The organism is Maribacter sp., assembly GCF_049667165.1.
Classification (GTDB): Bacteria; Bacteroidota; Bacteroidia; order Flavobacteriales; family Flavobacteriaceae; genus Maribacter_A.
This window is the reverse complement of record NZ_JBATHS010000060.1, coordinates 1-19485: the sequence shown is the minus strand read 5'-3', so window position 1 is coordinate 19485 and position 19485 is coordinate 1. Positions and strand designations below refer to the sequence as shown.

19 protein-coding genes are annotated in these 19485 nt (G+C 40.8%); 12 read left to right on the top strand and 7 right to left on the bottom strand.

The annotated features are described in order from the left end of the window. Window positions 1-70: 70 nt before the first annotated feature. The gene (locus tag WBM98_RS03820; RefSeq protein ID WP_424364698.1) at window positions 71-1144 is read left to right on the top strand and encodes a PA0069 family radical SAM protein; all 1074 of its coding nucleotides are present in this window, start codon (window positions 71-73) and stop codon (window positions 1142-1144) included. Window positions 1145-1195: 51 nt separating this feature from the next. Here the strand turns inward: WBM98_RS03820 and WBM98_RS03815 are convergent, their stop codons facing one another. From WBM98_RS03815 to WBM98_RS03805, 3 genes are all read right to left on the bottom strand, one after another. After that, complete coding sequence (locus tag WBM98_RS03815) at window positions 1196-1858, bottom strand: HD domain-containing protein (RefSeq protein WP_424364697.1); 663 nt, start codon at window positions 1856-1858, stop codon at window positions 1196-1198. Beyond that, window positions 1858-2592, bottom strand: a complete 735-nt coding sequence (locus WBM98_RS03810) for a lysophospholipid acyltransferase family protein (RefSeq protein ID WP_424364696.1) — start codon at window positions 2590-2592, stop codon at window positions 1858-1860. The genes WBM98_RS03815 and WBM98_RS03810 overlap by 1 nt, the downstream gene beginning before the upstream one ends. Before the next feature lie 100 nt (window positions 2593-2692). Beyond that, complete coding sequence (locus WBM98_RS03805) at window positions 2693-3103, bottom strand: BrxA/BrxB family bacilliredoxin (protein WP_424364695.1); 411 nt, start codon at window positions 3101-3103, stop codon at window positions 2693-2695. 133 nt (window positions 3104-3236) lie between these two features. On the opposite strand from WBM98_RS03805, the gene WBM98_RS03800 reads away from it, so the two are divergent. From WBM98_RS03800 to WBM98_RS03785, 4 genes are all read left to right on the top strand, one after another. Beyond that, on the top strand, window positions 3237-3968 hold the full coding sequence (locus tag WBM98_RS03800) for a TerB family tellurite resistance protein (protein WP_424364694.1): 732 nt from the start codon (window positions 3237-3239) through the stop codon (window positions 3966-3968). A gap of 88 nt (window positions 3969-4056) precedes the next feature. Next, complete coding sequence (locus tag WBM98_RS03795) at window positions 4057-4662, top strand: HupE/UreJ family protein (protein ID WP_424364693.1); 606 nt, start codon at window positions 4057-4059, stop codon at window positions 4660-4662. A gap of 90 nt (window positions 4663-4752) precedes the next feature. Beyond that, window positions 4753-5193: a deoxycytidylate deaminase gene (locus tag WBM98_RS03790; RefSeq protein WP_424364692.1), complete on the top strand. Its 441-nt coding sequence runs from the start codon at window positions 4753-4755 to the stop codon at window positions 5191-5193. A 17-nt stretch (window positions 5194-5210) separates the two neighbouring features. Further along, complete coding sequence (locus WBM98_RS03785) at window positions 5211-6836, top strand: S41 family peptidase (RefSeq protein ID WP_424364691.1); 1626 nt, start codon at window positions 5211-5213, stop codon at window positions 6834-6836. On the opposite strand, the gene WBM98_RS03780 is transcribed toward WBM98_RS03785, so the two are convergent. Both WBM98_RS03780 and WBM98_RS03775 read right to left on the bottom strand, forming a co-directional pair. Next, the gene (locus WBM98_RS03780) at window positions 6833-7036 is read right to left on the bottom strand and encodes a hypothetical protein (protein ID WP_424364690.1); all 204 of its coding nucleotides are present in this window, start codon (window positions 7034-7036) and stop codon (window positions 6833-6835) included. The two genes, WBM98_RS03785 and WBM98_RS03780, sit on opposite strands and share 4 nt — an antisense overlap. 3 nt (window positions 7037-7039) lie before the next feature. Further along, entirely contained in the window at window positions 7040-7618 is a 579-nt protein-coding gene (locus WBM98_RS03775) for a MarC family protein (RefSeq protein ID WP_424364689.1), read from the bottom strand. 127 nt (window positions 7619-7745) lie between these two features. Here WBM98_RS03775 and WBM98_RS03770 point away from each other — a divergent pair, with 127 nt between their 5' ends. Continuing rightward, on the top strand, window positions 7746-8318 hold the full coding sequence (locus WBM98_RS03770) for a DUF3109 family protein (protein WP_424364705.1): 573 nt from the start codon (window positions 7746-7748) through the stop codon (window positions 8316-8318). Here WBM98_RS03770 and WBM98_RS03765 read toward each other — a convergent pair. Together WBM98_RS03765 and WBM98_RS03760 are read right to left on the bottom strand one after the other, a co-directional pair. Then, window positions 8308-10233, bottom strand: coding sequence for a tetratricopeptide repeat protein (locus WBM98_RS03765; protein ID WP_424364688.1), 1926 nt, complete (start codon window positions 10231-10233; stop codon window positions 8308-8310). The genes WBM98_RS03770 and WBM98_RS03765 overlap by 11 nt on opposite strands. A gap of 53 nt (window positions 10234-10286) precedes the next feature. Continuing rightward, window positions 10287-11021 carry a LytR/AlgR family response regulator transcription factor gene (locus tag WBM98_RS03760; protein ID WP_424364687.1) on the bottom strand — a complete coding sequence of 245 codons (735 nt, stop codon included), beginning with the start codon at window positions 11019-11021 and terminating at the stop codon, window positions 10287-10289. A 355-nt stretch (window positions 11022-11376) separates the two neighbouring features. Here WBM98_RS03760 and WBM98_RS03755 point away from each other — a divergent pair, with 355 nt between their 5' ends. The 6 genes from WBM98_RS03755 to WBM98_RS03730 form a co-directional block, all read left to right on the top strand. After that, the gene (locus tag WBM98_RS03755; protein WP_424364686.1) at window positions 11377-11535 is read left to right on the top strand and encodes a hypothetical protein; all 159 of its coding nucleotides are present in this window, start codon (window positions 11377-11379) and stop codon (window positions 11533-11535) included. A gap of 34 nt (window positions 11536-11569) precedes the next feature. Next, window positions 11570-12133 (top strand): hypothetical protein, encoded by a 564-nt coding sequence (locus WBM98_RS03750; RefSeq protein ID WP_424364685.1) that lies wholly within the window; start codon window positions 11570-11572, stop codon window positions 12131-12133. A gap of 469 nt (window positions 12134-12602) precedes the next feature. After that, a complete protein-coding gene (locus tag WBM98_RS03745; RefSeq protein WP_424364684.1) occupies window positions 12603-16643 on the top strand; it encodes a hybrid sensor histidine kinase/response regulator transcription factor in 4041 nt (1346 codons plus the stop codon). A gap of 106 nt (window positions 16644-16749) precedes the next feature. Further along, window positions 16750-17172, top strand: coding sequence for a hypothetical protein (locus tag WBM98_RS03740; protein ID WP_424364683.1), 423 nt, complete (start codon window positions 16750-16752; stop codon window positions 17170-17172). Between the two features lie 158 nt (window positions 17173-17330). After that, complete coding sequence (locus WBM98_RS03735) at window positions 17331-18611, top strand: OmpA family protein (RefSeq protein WP_424364682.1); 1281 nt, start codon at window positions 17331-17333, stop codon at window positions 18609-18611. Between the two features lie 465 nt (window positions 18612-19076). Beyond that, window positions 19077-19485, top strand: a 409-nt coding sequence (locus WBM98_RS03730) for a ribonucleotide-diphosphate reductase subunit beta (protein ID WP_424364681.1), incomplete at its 3' end; no start/stop codon positions are given.

Sequence of the window (19485 nt, the reverse complement as noted above, 5' to 3'; positions counted from 1 at the left end):
CATCCTGATTTTTAACATTGAAAATATATGAAAATAGGATATATTCCATATTTTTGGTATAAATCCTATATTGAAAAATCAAGAATACCAAAAAGGAAGAGGGGCACAATTCCACGTACCCAATAGATTCATGCAATTCATACACGAATCCCGCGACGATTTCCTGGAGTTTTGCCGGGTGGAAGGCGAAGAGGCCCATCAACGTAAAACCAACTACATTCCTATTTTCCCAAAGACGATCGTAAATAAGGTAACCAGCCCTGATGTAGGTATGCACTATTCCCTAAACCCCTATCAAGGTTGTGAACACGGTTGCATTTATTGCTATGCTAGAAATACCCATGAGTATTGGGGCTATGGGGCCGGCTTGGATTTTGAACAAAACATTTTGGTGAAAAAGGAGGCCCCAACACTTTTGGAGGCGAAGTTGAAATCCAAAAAATGGCAAGCCGAGACCATTGTACTTTCAGGCAATACGGATTGCTACCAGCCCGCGGAGAAGAAATTTGAAATTACCCGAGAGTGCCTCAAGGTATTTTTAAAGTACGGACATCCGGTAGGCATTATCACTAAAAACGCCTTGGTGCTTCGCGATTTAGACCTTTTAAAGCAATTGGCCAAGAATAATCTAATCGCCGTGAATATATCGATCACCTCGCTTTTAGAGGATACCCGCAGGGTCTTGGAACCACGGACGGCAACGCTTAAGAAACGGTTGGAAACCATTCGTATTCTTTCAGGGAATGGTATTCCGGTCAATGCCATGCTGGCCCCGATCATCCCCGGGATCAACAGCCATGAAATCATGGCCATGGCCAAAACGGTCTCCGAACACGGGGCATTGTCCTTCGGCTATACTGTCGTTCGCCTGAATGGGGCCATAGGGGCTATTTTTACCGATTGGATCCATAAGGCAATGCCCCACAAGGCCGATAAGGTACTTGCACAGATCAAATCTTGCCATGGGGGCACCTTGAATGACAGCCGTTTTGGTATCCGCAGTAAGGGCGAAGGTAAGATTGCCCAACATATTCATGATCTGTTGCGCTTGGCCAAGCACACCTATTTCAAGGACAAAACTTTTCCCAAATTAAATACCGAATTACATGATCAATATAAGGAGGGGCAACTGAAACTGTTTTGACCGGTAACGTGATAGCCCTTAGGCAACACAATGCAAGTCAATACCGACACCCTAGGAGGACCCATTCCATTCCTTGTAGAACTGCTTTAAAAAATTGAGCATGTAGGTATGTCTTTCCTCAGCCATTTTTTTACCAGTTTTGGTATTCATTTTATCTTTTAGCAAAAGCAGCTTTTCGTAGAAATGATTAAGGGTAGGTGCTTTTGATTTCTTGTACTCCTCCTTGGTCAGGTTCAAATTAGGTGCGATGTCGGGATTGTACAATTCCCGATTTTTGAACCCCCCATAATGAAAGGCCCGTGCAATTCCGATAGCCCCCATGGCATCGAGCCGGTCTGCATCCTGGACGATTTGCAACTCCTTGGAACCGAACTGGGGTTGCCCATCCTTAGACAGGCTGTTTTTAAACGAAATATTCTTGATGATCGCTACCACATGGGCTATGGTCTTTTGATCAACGCCAGTGGACTCTAAAAATTCCAAGGCCATTTTGGGTCCGATGGTTTCATCCCCATGGTGGAATTTGGCATCGGCAATATCGTGCAATAAAGCCCCCAAGGATACCACAAGAAAATCGGCGTCCTCCCCTCTTGCAATCTGCTCTGAATTCAAGTACACCCTTTGAATGTGAAACCAATCATGTCCGCCTTCGGCTTCCTTTAAGGTCTCCTTGACAAAAGCAATGGTCTTTTCTATGATTTCGGATTCTTTCATTAGGGTAGATGTATGCCTTGTTTTACACTTTCTTCGACCAGGGCGATCAAGGCATCAAAATTTGCATTGTTTTCAATAGGTTCCTGTACATCAAAGGTAAGATGATTCCCTATACCATAAGGGAATTTACCATAGCGCAGCATTTTCCATGAATTATTTATACTGATTGGTATAATCAATGCGGAAGGGGCGTTTTTCATCAAAATCTTGAGTCCGGTAGGTTGGAACTTTTTAGGCACCCCGGTCCTACTCCGGGTTCCCTCGGGGAAAATCACCGCACACCGATGATTTGTTTCGATGTATTTGCCCAATTTCGCAATTTGGACTAGGGCTTGTTTGCTGTCCTTTCGGTCGATCAAAGCAGAACCCCCATGTCTCAGATTATAGGAAACACTGGGAATGCCTTTCCCCAATTCGATCTTGCTCACGAATTTAGGATGATGTGCCCGCATAAACCAAATGATCGGGGGAATGTCGTTCATACTCTGATGGTTCGATACGATGATCAAAGGGCGATCGGTCGGTAATCGATGCGGGTTATTAAACCTATAGGTCGTCCCCAAAATATGGGTACATCGCAACAAACATAAATTAAGCAGGCTTACACTTGCCTTATGGGCCTTATAACCGAAAAGATTGAAGCAGATCCACTGGATGGGATGAAACACAACCAGGGCGATTCCAAAAAAGAGGAAGTAAATTACGGTTAGCGGATAGGCGAGGATCTTCTGCATGACACTGCAAAAATAAACGAGACCTGTCAGGTTTTCAAAACCTGACAGGTCTTTTTATTGTTTTTTTTCAAGTCCCCGCTTCAGAAGAAGCAGTTAAGGACTAACAGAACTCATTAAACGCTTCGGTCAAATTCTCAGCGATGATTTCAGCGGGTCGACCTTCGATGTGGTGCCGTTCGATCATATGAACCAACTCCCCATCCCTGAACAAGGCGATACTCGGTGACGACGGTGGAAAAGGGATCATCAAATCCCGGGCGGCATTTACAGCTTCCGTATCGACTCCGGCAAAAACCGTTACAAGATGGTCAGGCTTCTTCTCGTTTCTTAAACTCATTTTTGCAGCAGGTCTTGCATTTGCCGCTGCACAACCACATACTGAATTCACAACTACCAAGGTTGTTCCTTCTTTATTAATGGCGTTTTCGACTGCATCAGCCGTAAACAATTCTTCAAACCCGGCATTCGCCAAGTCGTCTCTCATGGGTTTTACCAATTCTGCTGGATACATATTTCGTTGTTTATCGATTTATAAAAGTCGTCAAAGATAACCAATTTGTCGTAGTACACATGATTACTTAACTTTTCATTACCACTTGTATTGCGTTGTAAAATTATATCTTTGGCAAAAATTAAGTTGTACTATGATTAAATGGTTAGCGGCCGTAGTCGGTTTTGCCATTAGGGGTTTTTCTGGAGCGATCTTGGGGTTTTTTTTAGGCAGTTTTTTAGATAGCCTTAGCGGTGGTGGTTCTAGCACTGTTTTTAAGGATATGACCCGATCGCAAGTTTCCCCGGCCGATTTTGAATTGAACCTACTCTCCCTCTGCTCCATTGTCATCAAATCGGATGGCTCCGTGAGTCAACAGGAATTGGATTATGTACGTCAATATTTTGTCTCCACCTACGGAAAGGAAAAGGCAAATGCCATTTTTAGGACGTTTAACGAGATCAACAAAAAACATGAAATCTCCGCCCAACGCATTTGCTCGTATCTAAACCAAAGGACCCGCTACGAAGTACGCTTGCAATTGTTGCATTTCTTGTTTGGAATCGCCCAAGCCGATGGGGCGATACGAACTCCCGAGATCAATAAAATTCAGGAGATATCGGGTTATTTACGGGTCGCCCTGCGTGACTTTGAGAGTATAAAGGCCATGTTCATTAAGTCGGGTGACAATGCCTATAAAATTCTGGAAATCGATAAAACGGCTACCAATGACGAAATCAAAAAAGCCTACAGGACCATGGCAAAAAAATACCATCCGGATCGTGTGAATACAGAAGATGAAGCCATAAAAAAAGGGGCCGAAGAGAAATTCAAGGAAGTCCAAAAGGCCTATGAACACATACAACAGCAACGAGGAATGGTGTAACGGTCAACCCATGGTGGTTTTCCCTAAAACCATACGTTGAATGAGGGGGCCAAAGCCTAAAAACCCACCCCCTAATACAGACAACTGCATGGAAAATATCTGGTTTTATATAATCTTGGGACTTAATCATGTGTTGGATCTTTCGGCCTATGACCATATTCTGTTTTTGGTCGCATTGAGCCTACCTTTCACTTTCAAGAGTTGGAAAAAAATATTGGTGTTGGTATCGGTATTTACCCTTGCCCATTGTCTATCCTTGGGGTTGTCGGTATATGAAATTGTGGTTATGGACACCGGATTGATCGAATTTTTCATCCCGATAACCATTCTATTTACGGCACTTCTCAATTTGATCTTTGTTTTTTTCAAACCTGAAAGCCCTATCGATGCCAATGCAATTTTTGGGTTTATTATTTCCATATTATTTACTACTTTCTTCGGTTTGATCCATGGTTTTGGGTTCAGCAATTATTTTAAGATACTCATGTCGGGGGAGGAAGAAAAGTTGTCTCCATTATTGGGTTTTGCCGCGGGTATTGAACTGTCGCAACTTCTTATTATATTGGCCGTACTTTCCTTGGGCTATATCTTACAGTCGATATTTAAGTTAAAACAGGACTTTTTTATCAAGATTACTTCAATATTGGTCATCCTTATTACAATACCCATGCTGGTTGCGACGTTTCCTTGGTAGGTTAATGTTAATTTTATCCCATAGTATTGTCAGGCTTTTATTAAGGGGGTATCTTAGTCCCTTTCCAAAGAATGGGTTGTTTTAGTCACTATGAAGAAATCCAAACAAGAAAAATATGATAGGGCCTACTTGAGAATGGCCCAGGAATGGGGCAAATTATCCTATTGCAAGCGTAAACAAGTGGGAGCCATAGTGGTAAAGGACCGTATGATCATCTCAGATGGGTATAACGGTACCCCAACGGGTTTCGAGAATGTCTGTGAAGACGAAGAAGGGTATACCAAATGGTATGTGCTACATGCAGAAGCCAATGCCATTTCCAAAGTGGCTTCCTCGACCCAGTCCTGTGAAGGGGCTACGCTTTATATTACGCTTTCCCCTTGCAGGGAATGTAGTAAGTTGATCCATCAATCGGGTATAAAACGCGTCGTCTATAAAATCGCCTACAAAGACGGCTCGGGCTTGGAATTTTTGGAAAAAGCGGGCATTGAACTGGTTCATATGCCCATCATTGAAAAATCGATAACATAAGTAACGAAAACTACGGTTTGAAAAAAAAGTACGGTTACATATTACCTACGATCATTGCAGCGGCATTGGCAATCGGCGTCTTCGTTGGGGGAAAACTCCATTTCAACGATACGCCCGAAAGGCTTTTTACCACGAATTCGAAGAAAGACAAGCTCAATAGGTTGATCGACTATATTGATTATGAATATGTCGATGAAATTGACACGGACAGCATCGTCGATGTAACCGTGAACAATATTCTCGAGAAATTGGATCCCCATTCCGTTTACATCCCTAAACGCGAAATGGAAGAAGTCTCTGAAAACATGAAAGGGGATTTTGTGGGGATAGGCATCAATTTTTACCCGTATAAAGATACCATATCGGTGATACGGACCATTGTCAATGGCCCCAGCTTTTTAAAAGGCATTCAAGCGGGTGACCGCATTCTCATGGCAGACAATGACACCTTGTTCGGCAAGAATATGGCGAGTGAAAGGATCGTTGAAAAATTAAAGGGGGAAAAAGGTTCCTCAGTTCAGCTCACCGTTTATCGCAGAAGTGAGCATAAGACCTTTAAAGTGGATGTTAGACGGGATGTTGTTCCCATCAACAGCGTAGAGGCCTATTATATGATGACCCCAAAGATGGGATATATCAAGGTGAACCGTTTTGCGGAATCCACCTTCCGGGAGTTCAAAAAAGCGTTAAGTGAGCTCCGAAAGCAGGGGGCCAACCGACTCACCTTGGATTTAAGGGACAATCCCGGAGGCTATCTTGGCATCGCGGAACAGATGGCCGATGAGTTTTTACAAGATGGTAAATTAATCCTGTTCACCAAGAACAAAAAAGGTAAAATAGATAAGATCTATGCCACCGACAAAGGAAGTTTTGAGGATAAACCCATTTATGTGCTGATCAATGAACGCTCCGCATCAGCCAGTGAGATAATTGCCGGAGCCCTTCAGGACAATGATATCGGTACCATTGTTGGCCGCCGTTCCTTTGGGAAAGGGCTTGTGCAGCGCGAAATGGATCTGGGCGATGGTTCTGCCGTTCGTCTGACCGTTTCAAGATATTATACCCCTACAGGACGCAGCATACAACGCACCTATGAAAATGGCACCAAGGATTACTATAAACGATTTACCGATAGATATCACAATGGTGAATTGATATCGGTCGACAGCATCAAAGTAGCGGACTCGCTGAAATTCACGACCCCTAAAGGGCGCGTGGTTTATGGCGGTGGAGGCATTATCCCCGATGTTTTCGTGCCCATAGGCAGCAATGAGGAAGAGGCCGTTGAAAGCTTGGATAGCCTTGGTTTTCTATCGTTCTTTATTTTTGAATACCTCGATGAGGACCGTGGCCGATTCACCGATATGTCCCAAACGGAATTTATAAATGACTTTAGGGTAGATGATATACTTTTTGAGCGTTTTGTCGATTATTCGGTCAATAGGGGATTGAAAATGGATTTCTATGATTACGAGGGCCAGATCAAACTCTATTTAAAAGCCACCTTGGCCGACCAATTATTCGGGGCCAACACCTATGCGCAGATCAAGGGATCGGCAGATGCCATGCTCAATAAGGTACTCGAATTGGATAGCCCCATGATAAAGCAGGCAGACGCTGATAAAATCGATGCTGCCAACTAATCCTCGTCCAACTTCTTTTGTATTTTTCGGGAAGTCAAAAAAATCAATAACAACACGATGGCGCAAAGCGCGGCCAAGATGCCTATAAGGGCTATGAAACTGTCCCCTATAAAAGGATTGTTGAAATCTATATAGGTCACATTGTAACCAATTAATGCGATAGCCAAAAGAAGTAATATAATGGTAATACTTTTGCTCATTTTCTAAAAAAGTGCATTTATGTTGGCAGTGAAAAGTTTCACGGCAATGGCCAATAAGATTACCCCGAATACCTTGCGAATAATACTGATCCCATTTTTACCAAGAATCCTTTCAATGCGTTTTGATGATTTCAGGACAAGATATACAAAGATAATGTTTATGATTATGGCCACAATAATATTTTCGACCTCATATTCTGCCCTAAGCGACAATAAAGAGGTCATGGTGCCCGCACCGGCTATTAAGGGGAAGGCAATAGGTACGATCGAAGCGCTCTCTGGGGCATCATCCTTGTATAGGGTTATGCCCAAGATCATTTCTATGGCCAGGAAAAAGATAATGAAGGAACCGGCAACGGCAAATGAATACACATCAATACCAATCAAATTCAATATTTCCTTCCCCACAAAAAGAAAAGCGATCATGATCAATGCGGCAACAATGGAGGCTTTCTCTGATTGAATATGCCCCACTTTCGTTCGGAGCCCAATGATAATTGGGATGCTCCCAATAATATCGATTACCGCAAATAGCACCATTCCCGATGTGGCGATTTCCTTAAAGTTTAAATTCAAATCCATTCGAACCGTTTTTTCAAACAATTGGCAAAGCTACATTATGTCTTGGGAAATCAGGGATTCTTTGTTGAATTTTTATCGATTTTAATCTAAAAGCAATATCCTATCTTTGAACTTTAAAGCTAAAGGTATGTTCCAACTGGGTAAGACCATCGTGTCTGAGGAAATTATAGAGAACGATTTTGTCTGCAATCTTAAGGCATGCAAAGGGGCATGTTGTATCGATGGCAATGCAGGGGCGCCCGTTGAAGATGGGGAAACTGAAATCTTGGTGGATATTTACAACGATGTACGACCTTTTCTGCGTCCTGAGGGCATTGCGGCCATTGAGGAACACGGTGCGTTTGTCAAGGGAGACGACGGCGAATGGGAAACCCCCCTTGTGAATAACAGTGAATGTGCCTATGTGATCTTTAGTGAGGACCATACCGCGAAATGCGGTATTGAAGAAGCCTATAACCATGGGGCCATCTCATGGAAAAAACCGCTTTCATGCCATTTATATCCCGTTCGTATTCGGGAATACAGCCAGTTTACGGGCATCAATTACCACAAATGGCACATTTGCGATGCGGCCTGTGAACTGGGGGCGACCCTACAGGTGCCGATTTATAAATTTGTCAAGGAAGCATTGGTGCGAAAATTTGGGGAGGAGTGGTACGCCGAATTGGAACAAATCGCCGCCGTACACATTAAATCGTAGGCAAGTGCAATACGACCTTGGTGCCCGTTGCCTTTTTCTCCTTATCGAATAGGTCGATAATAGTGACATCGAAGGTGTTTTGATAATCCCTGGCAAAATTGGCAAGTCGCTCTTTCGTAATTGCGATACCTACGGATTTTCGTTTTAAAACCTTGCTTCTCTTTATAATTTCCGAAGCATCCCGCCCAACACCGTTATCCGTTATACTGATGTCGATATAATTCCTGTTTCCCTTGCTGATATGAAGGTCGATTTTCTTTTCGCCCTCTTTTGAGGACAATCCATGCCACAGGGCATTCTCCAAAAAAGGTTGTAGGATCAAGGAAGGGATTTTTATGGTATGTATGTCTATATGCTCATCGATGTTGATCTTGAAGTTTATTTCATTCGAAAAGCGGATGTTCTCGATGTTCATATACAGCTCAACCGTTTCGAGCTCTTCTGCCAAAGGAATCTCTTTCAAGGAAGAGGCCTCCAGAATTTTTCGCACTAATTTCGAAAACTTATTCAAGTAATGTACCGCATTCTTTTTGTCGTTATTGATGATATACAACTTAATGGAATTCAATGAGTTGAACAAAAAATGCGGGTTCATTTGGCTGCGAAGCATCGACTGCTCCAACGTCAGTAGCTTTTTGTCGTTTTTTAATTGGTATTGCCGGTAGAGAATGTAAAAAACCCCGGTCAACAGGATCAAGGCCAAGCCCCCGATCAACAAACGCGTTTGGTTTTTTCGGAGTTTTAATTTTACGATTTCATAATCTTTGTTGATAATGGCTATCTCATTGTTCTTCTTTTCAATATTGTACCGACTTATCATATCACTAACATACCGCAAGTTGCGTTCGTTAACGGTTTTCTCCTCAAACTCACGGGACAGCTTAAAGTGTGCCAATGCTTTCTTGTAATCGCCCCGTTTCTCCTCCAACGTTGACAAATACGAATTTGCGAGTGAAATATTGGTGGGAAGATTATGCTCTTCGGCCATGGCCAGCCCCTTTTCAAGATTGCTTTTTGCCTTGTTCAAATTATCCTTCATCATGTATGCCCATCCAAGATTCAAATAAATTCCAGAGGTAAGGTCTTTATCCCCTATCTCTTGGGAAGCAACTAGGGTAGGTTCCAAAATTGCCAAGGCATCCTCCAATTTGTGCTGTAGAATATACACATGTGCGATACTATTTTTACATATCACCTTTCCCCTATCACTGTTGATCTCCTCGTTGTAGGCCAATGAGGTTCTATAACTGTTTAGGGCATCATCCAATTTGCCCTGCATCTCTTGGCAGTCGCCAATGTTCTGATGATTTATGGCAAGACCCAAGGTATTGCCCAGTTCGTTTTCGAGTTTCAGGGATCTTCGAAATTGCTCAATGGCCAGGTCGTATTGCTCAAGTGATTGGTAAATATTCCCAATGCCATTTAAGGATACATTGATACTCCTTTTCAATCCTTCGGACGGATTTTCCACCGATTCAGCAAGGGCAAGGGCCTCCTGGCTATAGTCCAAGGCAGATTTAATGGCATCCCTGCGACGATGAACGACACTGATCATATTCAAGCTATACACCTTGAATTCCAAATTATCATCTTCGATGGCGGCCATCAAAGCGGCCTGATGTAGCTGCAAGGCCCATGTAAACCGTGAAAGGTCGCGATACCTTCGCCCTAATTGGTTAAGGGCATATGCCTGTCCGCTATAATATTTTTGGGCCGAAGCTTCCTGGTCAAAATAACGCATCAAGGTGGTGTCCTTTCGGGAAGGTCTCAGGACTGCATCGATTTCAGCATAAGTCCTTGGCCCCGCTGTAATGAGACTGTCGACGGTCGCTTTGAAGGCATCGGGTATGCTTTGGGCACTTCCTAGTTGTATACAAAGGAAAAAATAGAGCATCATGTATTTCCATGTACCCATGACATATGGTTTGAGAACTGAAAAAAGGTGGTTTTGGAAGAACATTAAAGCGCTTATATCATATCCAGAAAATCTGACTTCTTTTGTCTAGAAACCGGAATCTTATGGTTAGAACTTAGAATCACATAGCCATCTGTCTTTAAAAACTCCTTTATCTTATGGAGATTAATGATGTATGAATTATGAATCCTGAAAAATGAATCGTCTGGCAGCAGATCGTTCACTTCCTTTAATTTTTTGGTCAATAGGATCTTTTGGCCATCGGCAAGGTAAATGGTACTATAATTACCGTCCGATTCGGCATAAAGGATTTCATCACTTTCCAAGAAGAGCAATTTGCCATCGGTATTGAATGTGATTTTTTTGTGAAGCGTGTTGGCATTGAAATTCAGAAGGATACGCTCCAACCGTTCTGAAGTGAAGTTTTTGGCATTGAATTTTTTGATTTTCACGATCGTCTCCTTGAGGTCATCGGTGTCGATGGGCTTCAAAAGATAATCTATGGCCTCGTTCTTTAGGGCCTTGATCGCATATTGATTGTAAGCCGTGGTAATCACGACCGGAAAATTCTTGTTGGTCAACTTCTGAATAAACTGAAAACCATCCATGGTAGGCATTTCAATATCGAGGAAAAGACAATCAGGGGTGTTTTTCTCAAGGAATTCCAAGGCTTCGAATGGATCGGTAAATGAAGCACTTACCTTTATTTCGTTGCTGAAGTTCGTCAACTCCCAAGAAAGACTTTGGAGGGCTTTTATTTCGTCGTCAACAATGATAGCTTCAAGCATAGTGAAAAATCAATAGTGAATAGTCATTCGAATAGTAATATACTCAAATTTAAAATTAAGTTGGGAGTATTGCATCGAATTTGTATCAATGGAAGCGTTTTAAGTGTGATTGGCGGTTATTCTATTAAATACAGCAGGGTGCAATAACCTCTTGGGTATTCTTATGAATTCTAAAAATTATTACCAATACAGGGGTTGTGGGGTATCCGTTTGCCAATTATACACATTTTAACACCATTTATACAATAAGCTCCCGATGCTTGAAGGACATCCAATAAATTAGTGGCATGAAATTGTTTTTGTTCCCCCACATAACGATACTACCATGAACGGATAGGAATATAAAGACAGCCTCATGAAAAAATGTATACTAATGTTCGCCTTATTGGTCGCCGCACTCGTTGTTGCGGTATTGATGGAAAAAGACAGGCAAATCACATCAAGCCCCGATTTGCTGGTTAGTGAGTCCCATATAAATAACCCGACAAGCGATTTTCTCACGTCTGATGAGTAGTCCGGTTGTACAAATCGACAAAAAAAACCTAACGATGAACCACTTTATGCTCAAATCGTTGAAAATCGGATTCTGGTTCTTGATGCCCTTTTTTTTCATTTCGAACTCAGATGTAGAACCAAAACCCATGTCCTATGACGCCCAAAATGTATTGGCCGTGCGTGCTGATGGGGCATTCCAGGAACTATTGAACGGAAAGGTGACCTTTGAGACCTCCGAAGGGGTGGCCACCAATCAAGCCAAGCCTTTTTCCTCTCTCTCCTTTAACTTTGAGACGGACGACCAGGAGCAAGAACATTTGATGGGCTTTGTCATTAAAAAACAATGCCGTTCAAAGGAGTTTGCCATTGGGGAATATAAATTGACAAAACACATCAAGGGATTTCTGAACAATTTTGAGGGGGTGTTCGCTTATGCCGACATAAAATCCTTGGGTGATAAACCATTGTTCGCCAAACAAGGAAAATTGGTCATCACTCAAATGGAAGGGGCCCATATAAGGGGATATTTGGATGTTCAGTTCGCCGATAACGACCTTAGAGGCAATGAAATAAACGTAAAAGGTAATTTTCGTGCCGTTAATGTAAGCGGTAATTGACACAAAGTATCGATAGATACGGGTTTGTAGTAAAAATTGTGTATTTTTAAATTCATCTTAATATGAAAAGTACCAGGCCAACTATAACAGTAGCCACTAAAATATAATATGACTGCCAATCAAAAAGGTACGGCTCAATAGGGTATGTTTTTTTTAATTGCATACATCTGTTCTATCAACAGCCTAACTGATGAGTACTGCATTTTGACTTGAGTCGATTAACTTGATTTAAGTTTCGTTTGATTAAAGGTTTCGGGGGAACTACCTAGATCAGCACAAAATGTAGTCAAATTGATTTTGATTTATCAGAGAGCCGTACAGTTTGGCAGTATATTAAAAACTACACATCTTTTAACACTTGCCAGATTTTCGAAAATCTGGCTTTTTCATATTGTTCCCACCATAAATATTCATACATAGTTATTCAAATACCTTAACTTAAACCTATATAATGGTCTTTTAGATTAATATGGGAACAAATCGCTTCATAACAGGGAAAGCAAAAATTGTAGTTTGGGCCATTTGTTCATTATGGTTACAATCAGCTACCTCCCAAAACCAAATTTCGTTCAGACAATTATCCGTCAAAAATGGTCTCTCACAAAACAGCGCAATTTCCATAACACAAGATAGTACGGGCTATTTATGGATAGCCACCCAAGATGGACTGAATAAATATGATGGACGGGAGTTCAACATCCACCCTTTTAAATACCTGGATGTCACAAAAACCAAATACAGCAATTTGGGTAAAATATATCGGGATAAAGAAGGAGGACTTTGGACGGTGCCTTTAGATAAGAAACTTTATAAGCTAAATCCCCAAAAAAATATTTTTGAGATTTTCCCCGGCCTTGAGGATGTTAGTGTACTATTTCAAGATGAGGACCTAACGTATTGGGTTGGTACATATTCAAACGGGCTATATCGGTTTGACCCTAAAACAGGTAGTCCGAAAAAAGTACTTTCAGGGAAAGAATTCAATGGACCCATCTACAACATATCAAATGATCCCAAGGGAAATGTTTTTATCGCAACTAATGGGCTACTTATCGAATTCAATAAAATATCCCAAAGCTTTTCATATGTACGATTCAAGGATTACTACGGTGAAGACATAAATGAAAATTTCAGTGACATGGTGACTGATAGTCAAGAAAGGCAATGGATTTCGACTTTCGGGGACGGACTTTATTTTAGGGATGCGTCGGAAAAAATGCTTCAACGGGTATCCAATCTTGCATTTACCGACCCCCTTCCCGCAAACCTCAATATATTGGATATCCATCTGGATAAAAAGGGAAGATTATGGCTTGCCACATATGGCCGAGGATTGTATATGCTGAATTTTGAAAAAAAATCAATTTCACATTTCAATGCAGATAAGAACAACCCAAGGGCCATACATTACGATGACATTTTATGTATTTACGAAGATAATTCCGGAACACTTTGGTTTGGTACAGATGGCGGAGGAATTAGTTATTTCGATGAATTCTTGGAAAAATTCAACTCTTTTACCAACAACCAGACTCCCGAGGGAATCAATATCGATGTAGTTCGTTCGATCACTACCGACCATAATGGGGCAGTCTGGATAGGGACTTCCGGCAAGGGTCTTACACAGTATGAACCTGAGCATAATAGTTGGCAAACATTTACAACCGGTACTGAAAGTGAAAATGGCATTACTTCAAATAGGTTAATGAGCTTATTGGTTGATGAGGATGGCGATCTTTGGATAGGAACCCAAGATGATGGTCTTATCCTTAGAGACACAATCGGGGATTTTCGTGAGTTTAATACGACTTCCAAAATAATCCTCTCTGCCAATACGGTATGGGATATCTTTAAAGATAGCAAAAACAATATTTGGCTGGGAACAAGGGAAAACGGACTTATTCAATTTGACAAAAACAAGGGGGAAATAAAAAAGTTTATTTCCGATACTCAAGACATTAACTCACTACCTAGCAATAACATTCGTGTTATCACTGAAGATATAAGTGGAAATTTATGGATTGGCACTGAGGAAAATGGGGTTACCCGGTATAACCCAACATCAAATACTTTTAAACACTTTTATCAAAACTCTGACCGTAATTCATACATAAGCAATAGTATTAAAACTTTATATTTTGCACCAAACGGCATCCTTTGGATCGGGACCAATGGAGGTGGATTGAACGCCTTGGATACTTCTAAGGAAGAATTTTATCGGTATACAACAGATGATGGATTGGCCAACAACGTTATTTATGCCATTTTACCAGATAATGTAGGTAACCTTTGGTTAAGTAGTAATAAAGGGATTACCAAATTTACACCCAACCTAAATCCAACTTCGGCACCAGGGGTTGTGAATTACAGCAACTATGATGGCTTGGCTACGGAATTCAATACTGGGGCATATCATATAGATAATAACGGAACACTATATTTTGGGGGATTGGATGGCTTTTATTGGTTTCGCCCAGAAGATATTCGGGAAAACCAGATATTGCCCAAAACATCGATTACAGGTTTTGAGGTCTTGGGAAAATCATCGCCTTTGGTTTCTGGAACAAGATTGAAGTATAACCAAAATACCCTTTCTTTCAATTTTTCAAGCTTACAATACTCTTTGCCGGAAAAAAATGAATACCAATATAGGTTGGTGAATCATGATGGGGATTGGGTATATTCAGGAAATATCAACACGGTGCGTTATGCGCAATTACCTCCCAATGATTACGTTTTTCAGGTGAAATCGAGCAATTATGATGGGGTTTGGAACGAACAACCTACCTCTTTTTCCTTTACGATCGCTCAACCTTGGTATTGGACTTTTTGGACTAAAATTATTTACGGACTTTTAATTTTAGTCCTGATCTATGGTGTTATTCGTTATTTCCGATGGCGATGGCGTATGCAATTGAACTTGCGACTAAAAGAGGATGAGACGAAAAAGTTACAAGAACTCAATACCCTTAGATCAAAATTATATACAGATATTTCACACGAATTCCGAACCCCCTTGACTTTGATATCAGGGCCCATAGAATCCAAATTGAGTGAAAGAGGATTGTCAAATTCCGATCTTACCAATTTTTCAATGATACGGCGGAATACCAGTAGGATGCTTTCGCTTGTGGATCAATTGTTGGATTTGGCCAAAGTGGATGACGGTAAACTAAAGTTAAAATTTATCCAAGGTGATTTAGGATTGTTCCTCAGAAATATTACCGCATCTTTTGAATATCAGGCAGAATCAAAGAAAATTAGCTATATAGCGGAAGTTAGCCCAATGGATGGGCTCTGGTATGACGAGGATCTTATTGAAAAAATAACCATGAACCTTCTCTCCAATGCCATGAAGTATTGTCCTGAAAATGGTCATTGTTACTTTAGGGCCCAAAATGTGGGTGAAAATATATGTATTGTTGTTTCAAATACGGTCAGTAACAAATTGGACATCCCCTTGGAAAACTTGTTTTCCCGGTTTTATCAACAAGATGAATTTTCGCCCGGCGCTGGGGTGGGACTATCTTTGGTGAAGGAATTGGTGCAATTGTATGGGGGTGAAATCGATGTTGAACAAGATGGAGATAACGAAATTGCATTTAAGGTATGTCTTCCTTTCAAGAAAGATTTTTTTAAAAGTAAGAATATCCCGGTCATGGAAAATCAGAAAACCAAATTGGATTTCCAAACTTCTGAAAATGGGGCGCTGGTAACCAATGAAAATAATGCTCCTTTAAAAAATGCTGATCTCCCGATTATCCTGATTGTTGAGGATAATGCGGATGTAAGGCAATTTATTGCTACAGAATTGGGTAAAAATAATCAGATCCATACTGCAGAAAACGGCATTCGGGGAATAGAAAAAGCATTGCAACTGGTACCTGACGTCATTATTTCCGATGTTCGAATGCCTTTATGTGACGGAATTGAACTTTGCAATACGTTAAAGAATGACCAGCGAACCAGTCATATCCCGATTATTTTGTTGACCGCCCATATCGGGGAGGAAAATGAACTGGAAGGCCTTAAGTCCGGGGCCGACGATTTTATTACCAAGCCTTTTAAGCTGCGCATTTTAGAGAAACGTGTCGAGAATCTTATCAACACGAGAAGGGCGCTTCGCAATCGGTATAGCCAAGAAATGGTATTGCAGGCAAAAGATATTGCCATTACTCCCGCCGATGAGGTTTTCTTGAACAGATTACAAAAAGCACTGGACGATAATTTATCAAATCCCGAATGCAACGCGGCCTTCTTTTGCAAAGAACTATGTATGAATCGTATGCAATTGCATCGGAAATTATTGGCTTTTACCGGGCTCAGCACCACTGCCTTCCTACGCTCCCAACGCCTAAAACAAGCAGTTCATATTCTCCAGACCTCAGATGCCTCGATCAATGAAGTTGCCTATGAGGTAGGTTTTAATACGCCCTCCTATTTTATTAAATGCTTTAAGGAAGCCTACCAAAAAACCCCCTCGGAGTACCTTCAAACCATAAATAAATAGGCCTTTACAATTCCTGTTACATTTCTTGCATTCTTTGTTACATATCAAGCATCCACTTATCCCGACCTAAGGTAAATTTGGTTTCAGACTCGAAAAAATGGAGACTATGAAGCTTTTAGTGGGATTATGTTTTGTCGTGTTGATGATTTTTGGGATCGATGGTAATGCACAAGTCCTAAGTACCAAAGAGGCCAAAGTGATTATGGTTGTTGATGAAACAAATGAAACCGTAAGCCATATTGAGTTGTTTGGCAACTTTCAACAAATGAAAAAAGCAGAGGTCTTAGAAAAATATCCGAACAGCCATTTTTATATTGGGCTGCTTGAAGGAAGTTATGAATTGAATAAGAATAATGTTATACCCACCCATGGTAGTACTGTTATCATGTACACGGATCGACAATATTTATCAATTAATACATTATTCCCTAGCGATAAGTTTACCGTTGGCGACGAATTGGACATAGGTTCTATAAAGGCCAAAGTGGTTTCCAAGAAAAAGGGGGAATTAATTCTAAAAACGCAATAAGATGAGGGCGAGCCTATTTTAATCGATTAAGGAAAAGATAAGCAGACTAAACATGCCTATGACAAGGAAGGGGAGTTTACGCTGTTCAATCGCTACCGGAAGATTCTAGATGGGTTTTTTAGGGCATTCCAATTAATAAATTCAAATACAAAAAAAAGATGAAAACAAGAACAATTTTAGTGGCCCTGATTCTATTGATAGGAACAAGTGCCCATGCACAACTTTTAAAAAAACTGGGCAAAAGAGCCGAAAGGGCCGCCGAAGAAACGGTTTTAAGAAAGAGTGAGCAGAAGGTAGCCAAAGAAACCGGGGATGCGATAGATACGGTTTTGGATGGAAAAAAGGAGGAAGAAAAGACCAATTCAAAAGATATTGAAAATAACGATGACCCAACTAATAATTCAGCTGATGAAATAATCGATGAAGAAGCATGGAGTTCCAAAGACATGAACGCTTGGTCTAAATATAATTTTGTGCCTGGTGATGAAATTATTTTCTACGATGATTTGGCAAACGAAGAAAGTGGTGAATTCCCTTCGCGATGGGATTTGCTTAACGGAAACGCCGAAAATGCCTCACTCGCTGAAGAAAAGGTCATAAACTTGTTGAATAAAGCAAAAATCACTCCTTTAATGGAAAAGGACTCGTACTTGCCAGAAGTATTTACGATAGAATTTGATGCCTTTTTCAAACGAGTACACGGACCAACTTACCAGTATTACAGTATTAACCTTTGGTCAGGCTCTAAAAACTACGGTTATTCAGAAGACGGTAAAAGTTATTGTGGCAGTATCACAATAAATATGCATGGTGCATCCATGGCATGCATAGACAACTCAAATTCAAAAAAGTATTCCTCATTTGATGAATCATTGGTAGTAGGTGTTGGCGAGCCGGTTTGGAGACATATTGCCATCGCCTTTAATAAACGAAGTTTAAAGGTGTTTATCGACGAAAACAGAGTGCTTAACATCCCAAATTTAGACTACAAACCAGAAGCTTTTGTATTAGCCGTTCATGCCAATTATGAGGAACTCTCTGCCGTCAAAAATATTCGCATCGCAGAAGGCGGTAAAAAACTCTATGATCGTGTAATCGCTGACGGAAAATTTGTAACCCGGGGCATTCTTTTTGATGTAAATAAAGCAACAATTAAACAAGAATCTATGGGAGTGATCAATGAAGTCGCCAAGATGATGACAGAACATCCCGATTTGAATTTTAGCATAGAAGGGCATACTGACAGCGATGGGGCAGATGATTACAATCTGAAACTTTCTGAACAAAGAGCAGTTGCCGTAAAGGAAGCGTTAACAAAATTAGGTGTCGCGAAAGGCAGATTTCAAGCGATAGGCCTTGGGGAAAGTGTGCCAGTAGCCGACAATACGAGTCCCGAAGGTAAGGCCAATAATAGAAGAGTTGAATTTGTAAAAATTTAAGGTACAAGACAATGGAAGAAAAAATGATACTCGGAAAAATAAAAGGCAGTACCATAGTGTTTTTGGGAATGCTGGCCATAGGCATTTATTTAATTGTGATAGCCTTGACCATTTAAAAATAGAATGAAGTAATAACGACCTTTTTATTGTAAATTTTTATAGGATTAAAAGGCTAAGCTTGCCATTACGGCCCTTAGCACTAAAGTCCTTTTTATTAAACCAAACAGTATCATCATTTATACTTTTTGGTTTATTTTTTTATCGAAAATTTTAACAAAAAACCTCGGCTTAAAAAAGGCAATGAACACAACGTGTGAGCCTACATTTCAACATCCGCTGTTAAAAACTTTGTAACTGAATTTCGGATTGACCCCTATAAATCCGATCCCTATTTTACATCTTTGTGAATCCCGACGGCAGGATAGCTATCATCCTGGCCAACTAACATTTTAAATCAACAGTATTATGCCAGAAGCTCTAGAGCCCATCTTACAGGAAAATAAAGACCGTTTCGTAATCTTCCCCATACAACATCACGATCTTTGGGAATGGTACAAGAAACAGGAAGCCTGTATTTGGACAGCGGAGGAAATCGACCTGCATCAGGACCTTGCCGATTGGAATAATCTGTTGAATGATGAGGAAAAATATTTCATCAAACATATTTTGGCCTTTTTTGCGGCTTCCGACGGTATCGTAAATGAGAACCTGGCTGAAAATTTCGTGAATGAAGTGCAGTATTCCGAGGCCAAATTTTTCTATGGCTTCCAGATCATGATGGAGAACATCCATTCCGAAACCTATTCCTTATTGATAGATACCTATGTAAAGGATGAAAAGGAAAAGAACATGCTATTTAAGGCCATAGAGAATT